The sequence below is a fragment of the Bradyrhizobium sp. genome, from assembly GCF_036009065.1.
GTDB lineage: Bacteria > Pseudomonadota > Alphaproteobacteria > Rhizobiales > Xanthobacteraceae > Bradyrhizobium.
This window is the reverse complement of the sequence record NZ_DASYMN010000065.1, coordinates 1-18,866: the sequence shown is the minus strand read 5'-3', so window position 1 is coordinate 18,866 and position 18,866 is coordinate 1. Positions and strand designations below refer to the sequence as shown.

The window sequence follows — 18,866 nt, the reverse complement described above, 5'->3', positions numbered from 1 at the left end:
CAGCCAGCCGATATAGGTCGCAAGCTGCTGCGCCTCCGGCCCCGGCAGCAGCATGCAGTAGTTCAGCGCGTGCAGAAACCGGCTTTCCGAAATCCAGTTCTTTTCCTCGACCAGGATGCGGTGCATCACCGCGATCTGCCCCGCCGGGCCGCCGAAGCTCAACAGTGCTACCCGCAACCAGACCCGAAAGGCCTCGCCGAAGCTGATGCCGTGACCGGCGTCCTCGGTCACTTTCCGGTCTGCAACGAGGTCGCTCATGGCTTTGCCTTGTGGGCCGGCCAGTTATGGGTTTCGCCGGTGGCATCGCGGCACCAGCGATAGAACGCGTCGTAAAGCGCAATGCCCGCCTCGAGTTGTTCGAGATCGTCGTCATACATCCGGGACAGGCCGAGCGATGCCGCGAGCAGGCCCGGCGCTTCCGGCGACAGATCGAGCCGTCCGGTATCGGCGGCGCGCACCATGGTGGCCAGCCGCAGCAGCGGCGGCGTCGCCAGACCGAACTCCTCGATCATCACATCGAAAGTGCAGAGTTCGCCGCGATGGCTCCAGAACACGTTTTCGATATCGAACGGCACCGCGTTGAAGCGCTCGCCGACCGCGATCACCTCGGAAGGTGCGACGAATAAGAACACCGCGTTCGGATCGATGAAGCGGCGAATCAGCCACGGGCAGGCGATGCGGTCGATTTTCGGGCGCGCGCGGGTGACCCAGACGGTGCGTCCCTGCGCATCGCGGGCCGGCAGCTTCGATGCCGGTACCAAGGGGAGTTTTGCGTTCTTCCAGCCTTCGAAACCGCCCTCCAGCGTCTCGGCCGAGACGTTGGCGTGCCGGAGCCAGGCGGCAGTGCCCTCGCTGAGCTTTTTTCCTTTGTGGCAAATCACCACGACGGCGCGGCCGGTGAGAAGTCCTACCCACCCATCCGTATCGCTGTGCGAGCGGCGGACAGCATTGGGAATGACGCGTGGATCGGCGTCAAAATCCTCGTCCGTGCGGACATCGACGAGCACCGGCGTATGCGCCGTGCCGATCAGTCGTGCAAGTTTGTCGGGGGATATGGAGGTGTAAGATGACATAGCAGCGCCCTCGTAAATAACGGGACGCGATTCTTGAGCATGTCGCCTCGTGAGGGGATCGCACACCCCCATGCCGCGAATTAGCTCGTCGTCGCACCCGTTGTCAATCCACTCGAAAATCAACCGCGTCGCAGGCAAACAGCGCGACGTTTTCAGAAGAAGCTTCGTCGAGTTGGCCGAAAAGCATGAGGGCTAGTCCGCCGCTTCATTGCTCCATAGTCATCTCATTCCGACGGTCCACCGGCACAGCGAGAGTCTGCCGCTCAAACTGGCGATAGAGATTCTCAAAAAGCTCGGTACCACGCGCCAATCTCTCAGGGTCCGCAGCATTCTGCGCAACAATTCCTTCGAGCAGCAGGCCGATCCCAGCGGCCTCGGGGCGATTGTACTTTCCGTCCTTGAGGTCCAATTCGTGAATGATCTCAGCCAAAGCTTTTAGCGCAGGGCGTGAGTCAAGCTTGGTTTGCTGAACGAGGACCTCAAACGTGCACATGTCGCCTATGTGGGTGAATTCCGCCTCATTCATATCGAAGCGAAGCTCAGCGGGCTGCTGCACGTAAGTCGTTGCGTCAATGAATTTGAACTTTGCACGTTGATCGATGAAGCGACGGATCAGCCAAGCGCTTGCAATCCGGTCAACGCCGATGCCTTTACGCGTGACCCATGTGCGGCCGGAGAAATTGCTCAGCCTAGCCTGCTCGTCGGACCTGCGTTCGCCAACCTTCCAATTGGCCTCCAAGTTCTGAAGAGTGGTCGCGACGGCTTGGCCGGCCGGCGTACCGAAATAGTCGATGGCTTGGATCTCATTCCAGCGCTTGTGGAACTTTGTAAGCTGCGTCCGCACGTCGGGTGACCAGACCGGCAACGGCCCGTTCGCGCCGCTCGTCCAGCTTCGGGCGGCCTCGTCGATTTCCTTGGCGAGCGCCTCGTAGTCCTCATCCCTGGCGCTTTGGAAAAGCTTGATGATGTCCGCATCGCTCGCGCCAGCAATGAACGCGGCCTCACAAATGGCGGCCTCACCATTCTGATTCAGAATCTCATGCAGCAGTTGCAGCAAGCTTTCGTGAGCGGCGTCACTCTGCGGAAGAACATAGACGGAGTTTTTCACGATCACTGCGCCGAGGGCCTGCAGGCGCCGCCACACCTTGACCCGCATGTAGGCTGGCTTGGGCGGCAGCTGATGAAACAGCACCAACCACCGGTATTGCTCTGCATCTTCGATCTTGGCCGTCGCGGGCGTCATGGAATGGTGGTCCCGATAATCTGAGCGCTGATTTGCTACAAGTGTACCACGGGGGTCTTAAAAAGCTACATCTTTTTCAATATTATGAAACGACTGCACCAAATTTTTGCTTAATGCAGCCTTTTCCCGCGCTGCATTTTCGTCGGCGAGCCTCCAAACCGATTTATTGATAGCTTATACTCCAATTTTCTCTCGCAAAATCAAACAATTATAAATAATTGATACATCAGTATCTTTTTTGAGAAATAATTATTGCGTACTTAGTTATTCGATGATACGTCTATTTCATAAATGAACGTATCTCTTCTTCCGGGCGATTGTCCCGATCCATCGGCTCCACCACAGACAGGAGTTCACGCATGAACATTCATCCAACCGACCTTGTCGTAGCTGTCACGCGGCAGGAGCGCCGGTCTTTTGGGCTGGTCATAGGCTTCGCTGAGTATGTTTTCCACATTCTTAGCCGGCGCCAAGAGCGGCGGGACCTGCGCGAACTGGACGACCGTCAGCTCCACGACGTCGGTATCACCCGAGCACAGGTCGAGCGCGAGTCGCGCAAGCCCTTCTGGAAATCGTGAACTCTGATTGCATCAACGCAACCCAGCCGATGAGGGCTCCCATGACCGCCACAACTGTAAATACTGCCACATCGATCCTTCCCGGGAGAAAGGCAAGCCGATGGGCCTTCAGGCTGGTCTGGCGTCACATCGGCCTCTTCGCCAGCGTCGCTGCGGGGACTGCTTTCGCGATCGCGGCGGCAAACTCGTATCTCGATCCGCTCAACTTTTCGGCAAGCGGTCAGTCGGTTGTGGCGTCCCAACTGCACCAGGGATTGAACGTTCAGGTGCGCGATCCGAATTTGGATTTTCGCGGTCTGCGGCGGGAGCAGGTACGCCAGATGGATCGGACACCCGATATCATCGCGTTCGCTGGCAGCCGTTTCGAACTTGCGAGCGCGGCTCTATTCCCAGGTCAGAGCTACTTCAATGCGTTCGTGCATAGTGACTTCATCGAAGACCTGATCGCGTTTACGGGACTGCTCGAGGCGAATGGAAGACTGCCAAAGACGCTGATCCTCAGCGTCCGGTTCGCCACGTTTCTTCCGCTTTCGGCCCGGAAGGACGAGGAGTGGAAGATGTTCTGGCCGGAATATCGAGCAATGGCTGATAAACTGGGCATATCCACAATCCCCCTGACGGATAATCTTCCTTTCAGCCACACGAGCCAGATGTTCTCTGTCTCTCTCCTGAAGCGGCAGTTGGCGTTTCGATTTACGTCCGACGAGGCACCCGGCACAACACACGCGGCCTCGCATCCGAAGTTCGATGTCATCCGATCCGACGGTTCGCTCGCATTTTCGGCGGCCCATCAAGGCTCATTTACACCGGAGTCTGCACGGGCGTTGGCGATTGCCAGCGCAAAAAAGGTCGCTAACACAGCAAATTGGCCGGTTGATGCCGAACGCGTAGCGATGCTCGCACCGCTGCTCAAATACCTTCGCGACAAGGGTGTCCAGGTCGCGATCGCCATAACGCCGCATCACCCCGCCTACTGGAATGCCTTGATCGGTACCCCCTACGGCAAAGCTTTGGCCTCGATAGAGGCCCAGGTTTCGAAGATTGCTGCCGGACAAAACGCAGTGCTGGTTGGCAGTTTCGATCCGACCAAAGCCGGATGTCAGGAGAGTAATTTCCGCGACTACATACACCTTGATGAAGCCTGCCTGCACAAGGTGTTCGGTAAAATACCCCGCGCCTAGATACGGCCGGCCCGCACCTAATAACGATCCGCAATCGCGACATCTTCTACCATCGCCGTTGGCATCGGCGTTGAATGCATCTTCATGCGCGTCTCGCAACGTCTCGAACGCGCAACACAATTTCACTTCGACAACAATAATGTAGACCCGCCGTCGGGTTCGAGGGGGAAGCCATGCTGTTCCATTCACCGTCCTTCTTATTCGTGTTCCTGCCAATCACCCTGGCGTCAGTCGTCCTCGCGGATCGATACGCGGGCCGCCGTGCAGGACTCGTGTGTCTTCTTGCCGCGTCACTTGGCTTTTACGCTTCCTGGACACTGGCTTTTCTTGCAGTCCTGCTAGGGTCTGCGGTCGTGAACTTCGGCATTGCTGGGCTGATCGAGCGGTATCGGAACACGCCCCACGCGACAACGCTGACTGTCCTGGGGGTGGCTGCCAATATCGCCTTCCTCGGATACTTCAAGTACGTCGACTTCTTCATCGAAAATATCAACCTTGCACTTGCCGCTTCAGGTACGCCAGCCTGGCCGCTCATGCATATCGCGCTTCCCCTCGGCGTCTCGTTCTTTACCTTCCAGCAAATTGCATATCTTGCCGACACGTCGAATGGGCGGCACGAGCGCCATTCCTTCATCGAGTACCTGCTGTTCGTCTCATTCTTCGGTTCGGTGACATCGGGTCCGATCACGACGTTGCGCGAAATACTGCCGCAACTGCGCAACGATGAGATCTTCAAGCCAACCCTCAATCGTGTGCTCTCGTGCGCCGCATTGTTCTCGTTCGGCCTCTTCAAAAAGATTGTCGTTGCCGAAGCCTTCGCGCCCACCGCAAACGCCATGTTCGCTGCGGTCGCGAATGGTCAGACGATCACGATGTTCGACGCATGGGGCGGAACGGTCGCCTACTTCCTGCAGCTGTACTTCGACTTCTCCGGCTACTGCGACATGGCGCTGGCAATCGCCGCTTTGGTCGGGATCAAGCTGCCAATCAACTTCAATTCTCCACTGAAGGCGACGAGCATTCTTGAATATTGGAAGCGGTGGCACATCACGCTGACGCGCTTCATCACGATGTACCTCTATATGCCAATGGCCGTGCGGTTGGCGCGCTATCACCACCGCCGCAAATCCGGTCCGGTCGTGCGATTTATCCTCGCCGTTGCACTTCCTTCCGTCGTCGCATTCGCCTTGGCGGGGCTGTGGCACGGAGCAGGTTGGAACTACATTGTGTTCGGGTTGCTGTGGGGCGTAGCGCTTTCGGTCAACTACGCCTGGCGGGAAGCGCGGATGCCGGAAGTTCCTGCCGCCGCTGGCTGGCTGCTTACGATGCTGGTCGCGCTGGTCTCTATGGTCCTGTTCCGTTCCGAGACCCTGCATGAAGCCGGCGCGATTCTGGTAGTGATGTTTGGTGGTTCGTCGGCGGCAACCAGTCTGCTCGATTGGACGGTGCTGTTGCCGCTTGAAGCTGCCGTTGTCTTGTTTCTCGTAACGGCACCGAACACCACCGAAATCCTCCGCGACTATCCGATGACGACGGACGAAATCGCCGAGCGCGCACGTAACTGGCTTACCGGAATGACCTGGCGTCCGAGTGCGGCGGGCACAGCCTGGACTGCGATGCTCATCACGGTCGCGCTGCTGAGTTCCGACAATGTCAGCGGCTTCCTCTACTACAAATTCTAGGTCATCCGAGAAATCATTCAGAGCTCAAACAACTCAAACCGGACGGAGTGTATCATGAACATCCTCGCCACGAATTTTTCGAAGATCGAAATGAAATTGTCACGCCAGGTCGATGCAGAACTCGCATCGGACATCGAAAAGCAGTCGGTCTACATCTCGACGGACATCGACCGCCTGCACGTCAATTCCACCCTGGACGGCGTCGTGATTTGTCTCAAGCCGGGCGCCGACGCCGCTGCGGTCAAAGACAAAACCGAACGGTTTCTGGCTGGCATGGTTTCAAGGTTCCGCAAGATAGAGCCGACCGTGCACTACCGGCACAGCCGCGCCGATCCGCATCCGATCGTGGCCGATGTCTACGAGGAGCTGCAGGCCCGCGGCTGGTTGTTTGAGCACGGGCAGGGCCAGGTCAGCCTCTCCGGACCGGCTTTGCGGCTACTGCATGCGGTTGATCAAAAGCTTGGCCGCATTTACCTCGCCCGGTTCGATGCACAGCATCGCAGCTACCCCGCCATGATCCGCGCCGACGTGCTTGCGCGCTGCGGATACTTCGAGATGCATCCCAATGCCGTCTCCTTCGTGTCGCACGTGGTGGAGGACTTTGACGAACTTGAGCGCTTCCGCCAGGCCAATGCCGGTCACTCCGCGCTGCAAGTTCCCGGCAACGACTCGTTTTCCAAACCGCACTACTGCTTGAACCCGGCCGCGTGTTTCCCGTGCTACGAAGCCTACGAAGGCAAGACTATTCCCGGCGACGGAACGATCCTCACGTGGATGGGGCGCGTGTTCCGCTATGAGTCGCGGAATATCCGCGGCCTCGACCGGCTGTGGGAATTCAACGTGCGGGAATTGGTCTTCCTCGGGACAGACGCGTTCGTCAACGATTGCCGCAAGGAAGCCGTCGCTATTATTGGCGACATCGCTCAGGAATGGGATCTCGATCTGCACATCGAGACCGCGAATGATCCGTTCTTCGCGACGGTGTATGCGGTCAAGACGTTCTTTCAGCAGAGTCTCGACGTGAAGTCTGAAATTCGGCTTGCCATTGGCCCCGACGAAACGGGCAAGTCACGCTCTATCGCCGGCGGATCAATCAATCTGCATGGTCCGTTCTTCGGCAATCGCTTCGACATAAAACTGGAGGACGCAAGCCCCGCGATTTCGGCCTGCGTGGGCTTCGGCCTCGAGCGATGGGTCCTGGCACTTTTCAGCCAGCATGGCTTCGAACCAGCACGATGGCCCGCCGAATTGCGCGACATCGTCTTCACCGCGAACGATTGATTGAGCCGACGTTCTTCGACAAACCGCATCCCAACCCTGGAGCATCACCATGTCCAAATTTTCAAGCATTTTCGTTTCTGTCCTCGGCGAGCCGGAAAATCGCATCACGGAAGACGCCAGCCCCAAAACGCTACATCGATGGGACAGTCTGCGCCATGTCTCTCTGGTAATGGCACTGGAAGACGAATTCGGAATTACGTTTTCGACTTCCGAGATCATGAGTCTCAGCTCGGTGCGCGGAATCCGACAGACGCTCGTAAGCAAAGGCGTGGCTGTTACCTAGCTGAACTCCGGCAGCACACTATTCAACACCTGGATAAAACCTGCGTCCAGGCGTTCTCATCTCCGATGGATTGTCCAAAGCCTCACAGGATGACATGGCGCCCCGTGAAAACGAGACGCGATACTTGGGCATGTCGCCTCGTGGGGGATCGCACAACCCCCATGAGGCGAATTGAGGCGAATACTGCCGACCGCGTCCGTTCTGCCAATTGTGTTGTGCGCTACGCTTACCGCCGTCATCCTGAGGCGCTCGCCGTCTTCGGCGAGCCTCGAAGGATGGCCCACGAGCGCAAGCGGCCCTCCTGCGAGACGCCGCGCAAGAGCGCGGCTCCTCAGGATGACGTTGCGTTGCAGCGAGCTTGCTCCGAAATTTCAATCGAGAGATTTGATCCTGATGCTTTCGAACCAGGTGACACTGTCGGCCTTGGTCCACAGGCCGACTCTGCCGGGGCCCGGGAACGTTGCGTCGGTAGCGCCAAACAGTTCCCGGCCGTCGAACACTATGATGAAGCGGTCGTCTCGCGCCGCTATTCCGAGCGTGTGCCAAACGCCGCTTGACACGCTGGCATCCACGCCGGCGATCATCTGCCGCTTTCCGCCGATCACGCGGTAGAAACGCACGTTGTTTTCGAGCGCGTTGGCGCGCGCGACGTAGTAATCGCCAGCCGACCTAAATCGCACGACGACGCCGCCGGCTTGATCGATTTTGCCGGCAATCGGCATGAAGCGGATCGAGACGTAGACATTGCGTCCTGAGAACGGCCGATAGATCGCGAGCGGAAACCGGTCGTCCGTAGGGTCGGTGCCGGTCTGCGCCAAGGCCTGGACGGCGTCATTGCGGACGACAGACCATTCACCCGGCACGCCGTTACCGGTCATGGCGAATTCCAAATCGCCAAGTCCTTTCGACGCCGCAAAGGTGATGGTTTCGGCCCGGCTCGGCAGGGCCGTTGCAGCCAGGATGAATACGCAAAGCGTTGTAGATATCGATGTGGTGAGTGACATGCTGCGCCCTCGTGAAAAACGGGACGCGATACTTGGGCATGTCGCCTCGTGGGGGGATCGCAAAGGCCCCCATGGCATAAATACAGCGGACTCGGTCCGTCCTGTCAATCGCGGTCGTCGGGTCAATTACACGCGCCCCGGACGAGGGCAGGCCGCGTCGCTTTCCGCCTTTATTTGCGGCGCATCTCATGGAACCTTCTCACTGAGCGGCATATGCTCTGTGCCAGACAGGACTTCGCCAGGGAAGGCCAATGCACTCGCACTCCATCGAGCAATGGACGCACGACCTCGTTTTCCTCGGTCGACAGCACTCCCGCAACGAGCGCCGGACGTGGTTCGTCGTCGCCCTTACCGCCGTTATGATGGTCGGCGAGATTGCGGCGGGATCGCTTTTCGGATCGATGGCGCTGCTGGCGGACGGCTGGCACATGGCAACCCACGCTGCTGCGCTTGGAATCGCTGGGATCGCCTATCTGTTTGCCCGCCAACATGCACGCAATTCCCGGTTCACCTTTGGCACCGGAAAGTTCGGCGATCTGGCAGCCTTTGCCAGCGCGATCATCCTTGCGATGATCGCGGTTCAAATCGCCTGGGAAAGCGCCGCTCGCCTTGTTCACCCGGTCCCGATTGCGTATGCCGAGGCCATATCGGTCGCCGTGCTTGGTCTTGTCGTCAACCTGATCAGCGCGTGGCTGCTGCGCGATGCGCACGATGATCGGCATGGCCACGGGGATTCCCACGGGCATGATCACCACGACAACAATCTTCGCGCGGCATACGTCCACGTGCTCGCCGACGCCGCCACGTCGGTGCTAGCCATCTTGGCGTTGATGATCGCGATGGTTTCGCAGTGGAACTGGGCCGATCCGGTGATCGGAATCATCGGCAGTCTTGCCATCGCCGGCTGGGCCTACGGCCTGATCCGGGACACCGGCGCGGTGCTGCTGGATGCCAGCGTCGATAAAAATCTCGAAGCCGTGATCCGCAACCGGCTGGAGACCGAGGGCGACCGGCTGACGGACCTCCACCTGTGGCAGGTCGGTCCCGGCCATCGCGCCGCCGTCATCCCGGTGGTATCCGACAAGCCTCTATCGCCTGCCACGTACAAACGCCGGCTTGGAGATCTCCGGGGTCTCAGCCACGTCACGGTCGAGGTCGTGACTTGTTCGGACAGCGTGCACGCCGCTCAAGACCCGGACTGAGATGCGATCGGATGTGTCCTAGAAAATCAGCATGGCGCCCGATGCGAAAAGAAGGACAAGCACGACTTTCCGGAACGCCGCCTCGTTAAGTCGGCCGAACAGCTTGAGCCCAAGCAACGTGCCGGAGAGAAGTGCGGGTAGCCCGATGAAGAATAATTTGATCGTGTCCGCTGTAATCGCGCCCTTGGTTCCGATCCAGAGGGCGCTCATCAAGAATATGGCCACCGCTACCGGCTGAAAGACGGTGCGCTGCACGTCCCTTGGCCAGCCGCGCAGTCCGCACCAGATGACGACGAGGATGCCGGCAAGGCCGGTCATCCCCCCGAGCACGCCATTGAGAAAGCCGACGCCGGCGTCGGCTGCCGCGCCGCCTGCCTTGACCGGATAGATCGCGGGACGGAAGAAAGCATAGAGGCTGTAGAGGACCAGAAACACGCCGACGGCCGCCCGTATGTGGGCCGGATCGGCCCAGGTCAGGATGGTTACACCTGCGGGGACGCCGGCCGCCGCGCCGACGAGAAACGGCCAGAGCCGTTTCCAGTCCAGCGCGCCGCGAAGCTTCCAGACCGAATATCCCTGCACGATCAGCCCGAACGCGATGATCAGCGTTGCCGTTTGCAGCGGCGTGAGAATGTAAAGCCAGATCGAAGCCACAACGAGGCCGAACGCGAAGCCGGACAGGCCGGCGACCAGCGCGCCGGCAAACGTGGCGAAAACAAAGATCGGAAGTGCGAGAGGAAACCCATCCATGTGCTCGCTCCAAAAAAGGGCGAGCAGCGCTTGAATGGGATCGCCATTTCATGGGGAGGCTGCGATGTCCCCGAAACAGACTATGCCGGCAGCGGTGACCGGTGCAAGGCGTTACGGCGCCTTCTTCCGCAGCCCATAGAGCAGCAGCGCCAGCAGCGAGGCCGCCGTCAGCACGATGCCGAGCGCGAACATCGCTTCATGCGAGATCGTCGCCGCCAGCCAGACGCCGGTTGCCGCGCCCATCATCTGCCAGAAGCCGAGCAGTGCCGATGCCGCACCGGCTTTTTCACCGAATGGCGACAGCGCCTGCGCGGTGCCGAGCGGATTGACGATGCCCATGCCGAGCAGGAATACGCACATTGCCCCAAGGAACGGCAGGAAGGTCGCGTTGAACAACGACACCAGCAGGAGGGCCACGCTGCCCGCCGCCGCCAGCAACAGTCCGCCCTGGATCGAGCGGTCGAGCCCGAAGCGCGGCGCCAGCCTTGTCGCCAGCATGCCCGCGCCGAACACCACCAGCACCGTAGCGGCGAAGAACAGGCCAAGATCGATCGGCGTGAACTGCAGCCCTTCGATCAGCACCCGCGGGGCCGCCGAGAACATCGAGAACAGCCCGCCCATGATCAGGCTCACCGTCGCCGCCGGAACCAGAAAGCGGCGGTCGGCAGTCAGGCCGAAATAGGTTTTGGCAATCGCAAGCGGATTGAGCGGAATCCGCGTCGAGCGATGGGTTTCGCCGAGCACCGCGGCGTAGGCCACGGCCGCGATGGCAGCGAAGGCGCCGACAAAGGCGAATTCCGAGCGCCAGCCGAACCAATGATCGAGCGCGCCGCCGAGCAGTGGCGAGAAGCCGGGCGCCGCTGCCATCGCGATCATGACCAGGGCCATCGCGCGGCCCAGCGCCGCGCCGCTGAAAAGATCGCGGGCAATCGCCCGCGACAGCACCGAGGTCGAACATGCGCCGGCGGCCTGGATGACGCGGCCGGCGAGAAGGCTCGGCAGGTCGTTTGCGAGCCCGCACCAGATGCTGCCGGCAATGAAAACGACAAAGCCTGCGAGCACCGGCACCCGCCGCCCGTAACGATCCGAAATCGGCCCGACCGCCAGTTGTCCGATCGCAAACACCGCGAGGAATACGGTGATCGACGCGGTCACTTCCGCGGTCGAGACATGGAGCGACGCCGCCATCTGCGGCAGCGACGGCAGCAAGATGTTGGTGGCGAGGGTGCCGACCGCGGCCAGCGTGGCCAGCACGGCTATCTGCGCCGTTGTCGAGGCGGCCTCCGGGCGCGGCACGGCGGGGGTGGCAACGGCCTGGTCGGTCATGGAAACTCCCGGTCGATATGAAATGATGCATATCATATAAACTCCGGCTGGGAAGGTCCAAAGGGCCTCGGCGGGAAATTTCGGGGCAGGGATGCGAAAACGGTATGACCGTCATTGTGAGCCAGCGGGTCGGCGCGTAGCGCCGCCCAAGGCTCCGACGAACGCTGGTCTCAACAGGATCGCAAGGCGTTTACGGACTCAGCCACCATGTCCGGCTGCCTGCTCAGGCTGACCGCCGGCGACAGCAGGATCACCAGCGCCTGCGTGCCGAAGATCACGACCGCCAGATACAGGCACAGCTCGGCGCCATAGAGGCCGCCGGCGACCGCGCCGAGCGCGGCGCCGACCGGTCGGGCGCCGTAGCTCATGATGTTGATCGCGGACACTCTGCCGAGCAGGCGCGCCGGCGTCACCGATTGCCGCAGCGTGGTGGTCGATATCACCCACAGGATCGGACCGGCGCCGAGCAGGAAGAAGCCGAGACCCGCGAGCGGCGGGCTTGGGACAACCGTCGTCAGCGCCAGCACCGCGGCGGCAATCAGCCCGGTAACCGGCCCGAGCGCGATCACGGTGCCGAACTGCAGGCGCCGCATCACCCGCGTCGCCGAGAGCGCACCCATCACCATGCCGACGCCATACAGCGCCAGCGTCGTGCCGACGCCCGACGCCGACAATCCAAGATGCCTGATCGCGTAGGGCACAAACACGGCGAGCACCAGGAACGAGCCGATGTTGAAGATGAACTGCGTCGCAAACACCGGCCGCAGCAGGGGATGTTGAAACACGAACACTGCGCCTTCCCTGATCTCCTGCAGCGGATGCCGCGCCGGCGCCGGCTGCCGCGCCGGTTCGTAGATTCCGGACAGCAGCACAACCGCGATGATGGAAAGTGTCGCCGCGAATCCGAACGCCGGTGCGGCGCCGACCCATCCTATCAGCAAGCCGCCCAACGCAGGGCCGCTGGCGAATGCGACGGTGCGCGCCAGCTCGATCCGCGCATTGGCCGAAGGCAGCGATTGCGACGGGACCAATGACGGCACCAGTGCGGGCGCCGCGACGCTGTAAGCGACCGTTCCGCACACCGCGACAAAGCCCAGCAATGCGAGCAGCGGCAATGTCAGCAGGTTCAGCCAGATCAGGGCCAGGATTCCGAGCAGCGCCGCGGTGCGCAGCGCCTCGGAACCTGCCATCAGCGCGCGCCGCGAGATGCGGTCGGCGAGCAGACCTGCGGGGATCGCAAACAGGATAAACGGCAGCGTCAGCGCCATCTGTAAAAGGCTGGTCTGGCCTTCGCCGACGCCCAGCATCAGCACGGCGACGATCGGCGCCGCCGCCAGCGCGATCTGTTCGGCCGATTGCGCGGCAAGGTTGGACCAGGCCAAGCGGTTGAAGGTCGCGGGCAACTGGTTTCGTAGCTCGGCCATGATGGCCTCCTGTGCATCGTTATGTGCACCTTGGAAGCCAACCGCCGGCGCAGCCACCCGTTTCCCGATCTCGGAACCACGCGCTTTCGCCGCGATGGCAATCCAGTCTAACAATGGGGGTCTCACTGAGGGTTCGATGATGCGTGTTTTCGGTGTTGCCTCGGCAACCTGGGTTGTCTTCTGTTCCGCCACAGCCATGGCCGCGCTTCCGCCGCAGTATCAGCGGCTGGCTGAACTGCGTGCGATTCTCGACGACAGCAGGGTCGTCGGTGCTTTCAGCCGTCCGATCGACAAGATCGAACGGATCGCCGACGACCTTTACCGGCTGACGGCCGGCGCGTGTACGATGGACGTCGCGATCAAAGACAATCCGGGCAGGATCAACGTGGTTGGACCGCGAAGCTTTTTCATCGATCCGGCGCAGATCGCCTGCATATGAACGGGAGGAGGGCGATCTTGCCTCGGCGGGCGACCGCGCTAACCACATCGGCTAGATGCAGTTGCAAATGAGTTGCAACAAGATTGAAAATAGGTCATCCTGCGGTATGGATGCGATTTCCCCGAAAATTCCGCCTGATCCGCGCGCCGAAGTGACCAGGCGCGGCGCGCTCGGCGTTTCCGGATGGCGGTCGGGCAGCGGCGTGGATGCACTGCGCAGCCTTCCGGAAGTCAATGCCAGCGTTGCGATCCCGGTCGGTGGCCATTGGTTCCGCCGCCTGCTGGCCTTCGCGGGGCCGGGCTACATGGTCTCGGTCGGCTACATGGATCCCGGCAACTGGGCGACCGATCTCGCGGGCGGCGCGCAGTTCGGCTACACGCTGCTGTCGGTCATCCTGCTATCGAACGTAATGGCGATTCTGCTGCAGGCGCTCGCTGCGCGGCTCGGTATCGTCACCGATCGCGACCTCGCGCAGGCCTGCCGCGACAGCTATTCGCGGCCCGTCAACATCATGCTGTGGCTCGCCTGCGAGGCCGCGATCATCGCCTGCGATCTGGCCGAGGTGATCGGCACCGCAATCGCGCTGCAATTGCTGTTCGGCATTCCGCTGATCGGCGGCGCACTCATCACCGCGCTTGATGCCTTCCTGCTGCTGCTGCTGATGAACAAGGGTTTCCGTTTTCTCGAAGCCTTCGTGATCGCACTGCTGATCGTCATAGCCCTGTGCTTCACGGTTCAGATCGTAGCCGCGGCGCCGCCCGTCGCGGCGGTGCTGCGGGGCTTCGTGCCGTCTAGCGCGATCGTGACCAATCCCGCGATGCTCTATATTGCCATCGGCATCATCGGTGCGACGGTGATGCCTCATAACCTCTATCTACACTCGTCGATCGTACAGACCCGCGCCTATCCGCGCACCGACGAAGGCCGCCGCGACGCCATCAAATGGGCGACCACCGACTCGACCATCGCGCTGATGCTGGCGTTGTTCATCAACGCGGCAATTCTGATTGTCGCCGCTGCGACATTTCACGGCAGCGGCCATTCCGATGTCGCCGAGATCGGCAAAGCTTTCGAACTGCTGTCGCCACTGCTCGGCCTCGGCATTGCCTCGACCCTGTTTGCGGTCGCGCTGCTGGCATCCGGCCTCAACTCGACGGTGACGGCGACGCTCGCTGGTCAGATCGTGATGGAAGGGTTTTTGCGGTTGCGGATGCCGAGCTGGGCACGGCGTCTTGTCACACGCGCTGTCGCCATCGTGCCGGTCGTCATCGTCACCGCGCTTTATGGCGAGCGCGGCACCGGACAGCTGCTCGTGCTCAGTCAGGTCATTCTGTCGATGCAGCTGCCATTCGCGGTGATTCCGCTGGTGCGATTCGTGTCGGACCGGCGAAAGATGGGCGATTTCGTGATCCCTCGACCGGTAGCCGTTGCGGCGTGGATCGTCGCCGCTGTCATCGTGACCCTGAACGTCAAGCTGCTGTTCGAAACGATCGTTGGTTCGTAGTTCGTAGCCCGGATGAGCGAAGCGATATCCGGTACTCTTGGCCGCAGTCCCGGATATTGCTTCGCTCATCCGGGCTACGAGAATTAATCCTGCGGCTCGGTCGGCATTTCGCCGGATGCGTCGATGCGCAGCCAGCCCGAGGGAGCGAGGCGCTGCTGCGGCAGGAAGCGGCCCTTGTAGTCCATCTTCCGGGAGCCCTCGATCCAGTAGCCGAGATAGACGTAGGGCAGTCCGAGCCGGCGGGCTCGGGTGATGTGGTCCAATATCATGAAGGTGCCGAGCGAGCGGCCTTCCTCCGACGGCTCGAAGAAAGAATACACCATCGACAGCCCGTCGCTGAGCACGTCGGACAGCGCCACCGCCACCAGGCCTTCGCCGCGCCCGGTAATGCCGCTGTCGATGCCGCGCTTGCGATATTCGATGATGCGGGTCTCGACATGGCTGTCCTCGACCATCATCGCATAATCGAGCACGGTCATGTCGGCCATGCCGCCGTGGCGATGGCGATGGTCGAGATAGGCGCGGAATACCGAATATTGTTCCGAGGTCGGCACCGGACTGCGCTGCTCGCCGACGATGTCGGCGTTGCGCGCCAGAATCTTGCGGAAATTGCGCGAGGGCCGGAATTCGTTGGCAATTACCCGCACCGAGACGCAGGCGCGGCACTGGTCGCAGGCGGGTCGATAGGCGATCGACTGGCTGCGCCGGAAACCGCCATGGGTGAGCAGGTCGTTGAGATCGCCGGCCTTGTCGCCGACCAGATGCGTGAACACCTTGCGCTCGTGCCGGCCCGGCAAATACGGGCAGGGCGAGGGCGCCGTCAGATAGAATTGCGGGGTGTCGCGCGAGTGTTGGGTCACGTTATGCCGTCGGTCTCCGAAGCAGTTGGGCTGAGCATCGCGCCGCGGCGGCTGACGGTCAATCGGTTTGCTTGGCGTCAGTATGTTCGGGCCGACTGCGCGACTTCGGCGCGGGCCGAGCTGTTAATAACCACGGTTCCCAGGATCATGTCGTGCAACAGCCGGCGTCGGCCGTTGAACAGCCCAACCAGCAGAATCAGCGGCGTGAAGAACGACACCGAGACCCAAAACAGCACCGCATGCGCGGCGCCCAGCACAAAATAACCGGGCGCGCCGGTCCATGTGCGCAGCTGCAGATCCATCACCCGCATGCCCAGCGTCGCCGAATGCGGGCCGCCGAACGACGCGCCGTAATAGACAATTGCCCAGATTACCGAGGCTGGGGACACCAGCCAGAACAGCGACCAGCCGAGCCCCAGCGTGACCACGCCGAACACGGCGATGAACATGCAAGCCAGAACCACCGGAATCGACAGCACCACCAGATCGATCAGGAACGCGAACACCCGCCGCGTCAGCACGCCGCGGAACAATTCCGGATACAGCCACGGATCGAAGTCATGCGGCGCGGAACCGCCCGGCCGGGCGCCGCTGCTATATGAACCGCTGTCAGACATGATCAGTCCTTTCGACTGCGTTGCCGCGCAGGACATGGGAATGGGCACAAGTTGTTACAAGATAGCGCGATCATTGCGGCGTGGTAATGACGAAGTGCCGCAGCGCGTAGGGTGCGCAAAGCGAAGCGTGCCCACCATCAGGGATGTCTCGTCCACCAAAGGTGGGCATGGCGCAAGAGCGCCTTTGCCCACCCTACGATTCCGCTTTCAGCTTCTCCGCAGCCTGCGCCGCAAAGTAAGTCAGCACGCCGTCGGCGCCGGCGCGCTTGAAGGCGAGCAGGCTTTCCATCATGGCGCGTTCGCCGTCGATCCAACCGTTTTGCGCTGCCGCTGCGATCATCGCGTATTCGCCGGACACCTGGTAGGCGAAGGTAGGCATCGCAAAAGCGTCTTTGACGCGACGGACGATGTCGAGATACGGCATGCCGGGCTTGACCATCACCATGTCGGCGCCCTCGGCGATGTCGAGCTCGACCTCGCGCAAGGCCTCGTCGGAATTGGCCGAGTCCATCTGGTAGGTGCGCTTGTCGCCGGTCAGCGTCTTCGCCGAGCCGATGGCGTCGCGGAACGGGCCGTAAAACGCCGAGGCATATTTGGCGGCGTAGGCCATGATCTGCACGTCGAGTAATCCCGCCTCGTCGAGCGCCTGGCGGATGGCCCCGACCCGGCCGTCCATCATGTCCGAAGGCGCGATGATATCGCAGCCGGCTTCCGCCTGCACCAGCGCCTGGCGCACCAGGACCGCGACGGTTTCGTCGTTGAGGATGCGGCCGTCCCTAATCAGTCCGTCATGGCCGTGGCTGGTGAAGGGATCCAGTGCCACGTCGCAGAGCACGCCGAGGCCCGGAAATTCTTTCTTGATGGCACGGACCGATTCGCAAACCAGGTTGTCGGCATTGAGCGCCTCGGAGCCGTGCTCGTCGCGCAGCGACGGTTCGGTATAGGGAAACAGCGCGATGCAGGGAATCCGCAGTTTTATGGCGCGCTCGGCGTCGCGCACCGCCTGGTCGACGCTGAGGCGCTCCACGCCGGGCATCGAGGCAATGCTTAAGCGCTTGTTGTGGCCGTCGACCACGAACAGCGGCCAGATCAGATCGTCCGCGGTGAGGACATTTTCCCGCACCAGCCGGCGCGCCCATTCGGCCTTGCGGTTGCGGCGCGGGCGCATGATCAGGTCGAGGGCAGGGGCGGCCAGCGCGGACTCCCGCCGGGGGGCGTCGCGCATCTCGATCGGCCGCCCAAATTTGATCGCCATGTTACCACCACTCCCCGAAGCCAGGACAGACTGGACCCGTTCAACTCTAGCACCTCGGCACCGCGGCGTCACCGCACTCTCGCCATGCGGCCTATGGATTGATTTTGCCGGGCCAACGGGCCATGACTCGCATCATGAGATATTCCCGACCATGAGCATCAAGCCGCATGTCTGAAACACCAGCGCGCGACCAGACGCCGCGAGACAATGCCCTGTCAGTGGCGGCGATCTCGTCCGGACGGACCGAAACCGGCGACAATGCATGGACCAGACGGCTGGTGCTGTTCCTGCGCATCATGGCGGTGCTGTCGGTGATCAAGGGCCTTTATCACTGGGCGCAGGTAACCGGCTTCGTCGGCGGTGAGGACGACGCCTTCGAAAACCAGTCCATGGCCTGGCAAACCGCGACGGTGTATTTCGCGGTGATCGAACTGGTCGCTGCCGTGGGCTTGTGGCTGGCGACGCCATGGGGCGCGGTGGTGTGGCTGACAACCGTGGTTTCAATGGCGGTGATCGAGCTGATGTTTCCCGCGATCTACGGCGGCAGCATCACGATCGTCGCGGTTGAGGCCTTGATGCTGGCGGCCTATCTCGCGCTGGCATGGATGGCCGCGCGCGAACGGCCGCCATAGACCGGCCTTCATCATTCCGGAATGCCGGGGAAGCACGCAGACCCGGACTCCGGCGGCGGGCATCTGGATTCCGGGTTCGCGCGAAGAGCGCGCCCGGAATGACGGGCAGGACTTCATCACTCGCATAAAATTTTCCGCATTTTTTCGCGGTAAGATTTGAGTCACCCTAACGCGGCGGTCATCTGTGTTACGCGAATGTGTCGAATTCGAACGATGCTGTTCTCAAATGCGACACTGGCTCAAGACGAAGCGTGAACAGCAGCGCTGCGTCCTCAATGAAGGGTTGCGAAAAGTCCTTGTGCGACGGGCTTAATCCGCTATTCACTGTCTTAAATTCATGATCTCTTTATTGTCTTATTTAAGCTGATCTTCAAACGCCTTCCCTATGGTTTGGCTATCAGGCGGGACACAAGTTTCGTCGAATAAGTCGATAAAAACGACAACAGGGGACGTGTCATGATGAAAGCCGTTGCAACGGCGGTGGAAACCGCTGAACGTAACGCCGGCCAGGCGCCGGTGCAGCCGCTCTATC

At 61.2% G+C, this 18,866-nt stretch carries 19 protein-coding genes; 9 read left to right on the top strand and 10 right to left on the bottom strand.

The window, feature by feature from the left end:
- The 3 genes from VGP39_RS04215 to VGP39_RS04205 form a co-directional block, all read right to left on the bottom strand.
- The coding region (locus VGP39_RS04215; protein ID WP_327566849.1) for a chromate transporter at positions 1–258 on the bottom strand (258 nt) is incomplete at its 3' end.
- Positions 255–1,073 carry a sulfurtransferase/chromate resistance protein gene (locus VGP39_RS04210; protein ID WP_327566848.1) on the bottom strand — a complete coding sequence of 273 codons (819 nt, stop codon included), beginning with the start codon at positions 1,071–1,073 and terminating at the stop codon, positions 255–257. The genes VGP39_RS04210 and VGP39_RS04215, both read right to left, overlap by 4 nt.
- Before the next feature lie 205 nt (positions 1,074–1,278).
- On the bottom strand, positions 1,279–2,316 hold the full coding sequence (locus VGP39_RS04205) for a chromate resistance protein ChrB domain-containing protein (protein ID WP_327566847.1): 1,038 nt from the start codon (positions 2,314–2,316) through the stop codon (positions 1,279–1,281).
- A gap of 359 nt (positions 2,317–2,675) precedes the next feature.
- On the opposite strand from VGP39_RS04205, the gene VGP39_RS04200 reads away from it, so the two are divergent.
- The 5 genes from VGP39_RS04200 to VGP39_RS04180 all read left to right on the top strand — a co-directional run bounded on the left by VGP39_RS04200 (position 2,676) and on the right by VGP39_RS04180 (position 7,321).
- A complete protein-coding gene (locus VGP39_RS04200; RefSeq protein ID WP_327566846.1) occupies positions 2,676–2,894 on the top strand; it encodes a DUF1127 domain-containing protein in 219 nt (72 codons plus the stop codon).
- 41 nt (positions 2,895–2,935) lie between these two features.
- Entirely contained in the window at positions 2,936–4,075 is a 1,140-nt protein-coding gene (locus tag VGP39_RS04195) for a hypothetical protein (RefSeq protein ID WP_327566845.1), read from the top strand.
- A 173-nt stretch (positions 4,076–4,248) separates the two neighbouring features.
- The gene (locus VGP39_RS04190; RefSeq protein WP_327566844.1) at positions 4,249–5,757 is read left to right on the top strand and encodes an MBOAT family O-acyltransferase; all 1,509 of its coding nucleotides are present in this window, start codon (positions 4,249–4,251) and stop codon (positions 5,755–5,757) included.
- 54 nt (positions 5,758–5,811) lie between these two features.
- A complete protein-coding gene (locus VGP39_RS04185) occupies positions 5,812–7,038 on the top strand; it encodes an aminoacyl--tRNA ligase-related protein (protein WP_327566843.1) in 1,227 nt (408 codons plus the stop codon).
- A gap of 49 nt (positions 7,039–7,087) precedes the next feature.
- Positions 7,088–7,321 carry an acyl carrier protein gene (locus VGP39_RS04180; protein WP_327566842.1) on the top strand — a complete coding sequence of 78 codons (234 nt, stop codon included), beginning with the start codon at positions 7,088–7,090 and terminating at the stop codon, positions 7,319–7,321.
- A gap of 371 nt (positions 7,322–7,692) precedes the next feature.
- On the opposite strand, the gene VGP39_RS04175 is transcribed toward VGP39_RS04180, so the two are convergent.
- Positions 7,693–8,325 carry a hypothetical protein gene (locus tag VGP39_RS04175; RefSeq protein ID WP_327566841.1) on the bottom strand — a complete coding sequence of 211 codons (633 nt, stop codon included), beginning with the start codon at positions 8,323–8,325 and terminating at the stop codon, positions 7,693–7,695.
- Between the two features lie 251 nt (positions 8,326–8,576).
- Here VGP39_RS04175 and dmeF point away from each other — a divergent pair, with 251 nt between their 5' ends.
- Positions 8,577–9,527 (top strand): CDF family Co(II)/Ni(II) efflux transporter DmeF, encoded by a 951-nt coding sequence (gene dmeF, locus VGP39_RS04170; RefSeq protein ID WP_327566840.1) that lies wholly within the window; start codon positions 8,577–8,579, stop codon positions 9,525–9,527.
- A gap of 18 nt (positions 9,528–9,545) precedes the next feature.
- Here the strand turns inward: dmeF and VGP39_RS04165 are convergent, their stop codons facing one another.
- The 3 genes from VGP39_RS04165 to VGP39_RS04155 form a co-directional block, all read right to left on the bottom strand.
- Entirely contained in the window at positions 9,546–10,277 is a 732-nt protein-coding gene (locus VGP39_RS04165) for a sulfite exporter TauE/SafE family protein (protein ID WP_327566839.1), read from the bottom strand.
- A gap of 111 nt (positions 10,278–10,388) precedes the next feature.
- The gene (locus VGP39_RS04160) at positions 10,389–11,603 is read right to left on the bottom strand and encodes a multidrug effflux MFS transporter (protein ID WP_327566838.1); all 1,215 of its coding nucleotides are present in this window, start codon (positions 11,601–11,603) and stop codon (positions 10,389–10,391) included.
- Positions 11,604–11,773: 170 nt separating this feature from the next.
- On the bottom strand, positions 11,774–13,027 hold the full coding sequence (locus VGP39_RS04155) for an MFS transporter (protein WP_327566837.1): 1,254 nt from the start codon (positions 13,025–13,027) through the stop codon (positions 11,774–11,776).
- Here VGP39_RS04155 and VGP39_RS04150 point away from each other — a divergent pair.
- On the top strand, positions 13,026–13,466 hold the full coding sequence (locus VGP39_RS04150) for a hypothetical protein (protein ID WP_327566836.1): 441 nt from the start codon (positions 13,026–13,028) through the stop codon (positions 13,464–13,466). The two genes, VGP39_RS04155 and VGP39_RS04150, sit on opposite strands and share 2 nt — an antisense overlap.
- A 106-nt stretch (positions 13,467–13,572) precedes the next feature.
- The gene (locus VGP39_RS04145) at positions 13,573–14,970 is read left to right on the top strand and encodes an Nramp family divalent metal transporter (protein WP_327566835.1); all 1,398 of its coding nucleotides are present in this window, start codon (positions 13,573–13,575) and stop codon (positions 14,968–14,970) included.
- A gap of 83 nt (positions 14,971–15,053) precedes the next feature.
- On the opposite strand, the gene VGP39_RS04140 is transcribed toward VGP39_RS04145, so the two are convergent.
- The 3 genes from VGP39_RS04140 to hemB form a co-directional block, all read right to left on the bottom strand.
- Complete coding sequence (locus VGP39_RS04140) at positions 15,054–15,830, bottom strand: arginyltransferase (RefSeq protein WP_327566834.1); 777 nt, start codon at positions 15,828–15,830, stop codon at positions 15,054–15,056.
- Between the two features lie 77 nt (positions 15,831–15,907).
- Positions 15,908–16,447: an RDD family protein gene (locus VGP39_RS04135; protein WP_327566833.1), complete on the bottom strand. Its 540-nt coding sequence runs from the start codon at positions 16,445–16,447 to the stop codon at positions 15,908–15,910.
- A gap of 193 nt (positions 16,448–16,640) precedes the next feature.
- Positions 16,641–17,702, bottom strand: coding sequence for a porphobilinogen synthase (hemB, locus tag VGP39_RS04130; RefSeq protein WP_327566832.1), 1,062 nt, complete (start codon positions 17,700–17,702; stop codon positions 16,641–16,643).
- 167 nt (positions 17,703–17,869) lie between these two features.
- On the opposite strand from hemB, the gene VGP39_RS04125 reads away from it, so the two are divergent.
- Entirely contained in the window at positions 17,870–18,334 is a 465-nt protein-coding gene (locus tag VGP39_RS04125; RefSeq protein WP_327566831.1) for a DUF6163 family protein, read from the top strand.
- Positions 18,335–18,866 lie beyond the last annotated feature (532 nt).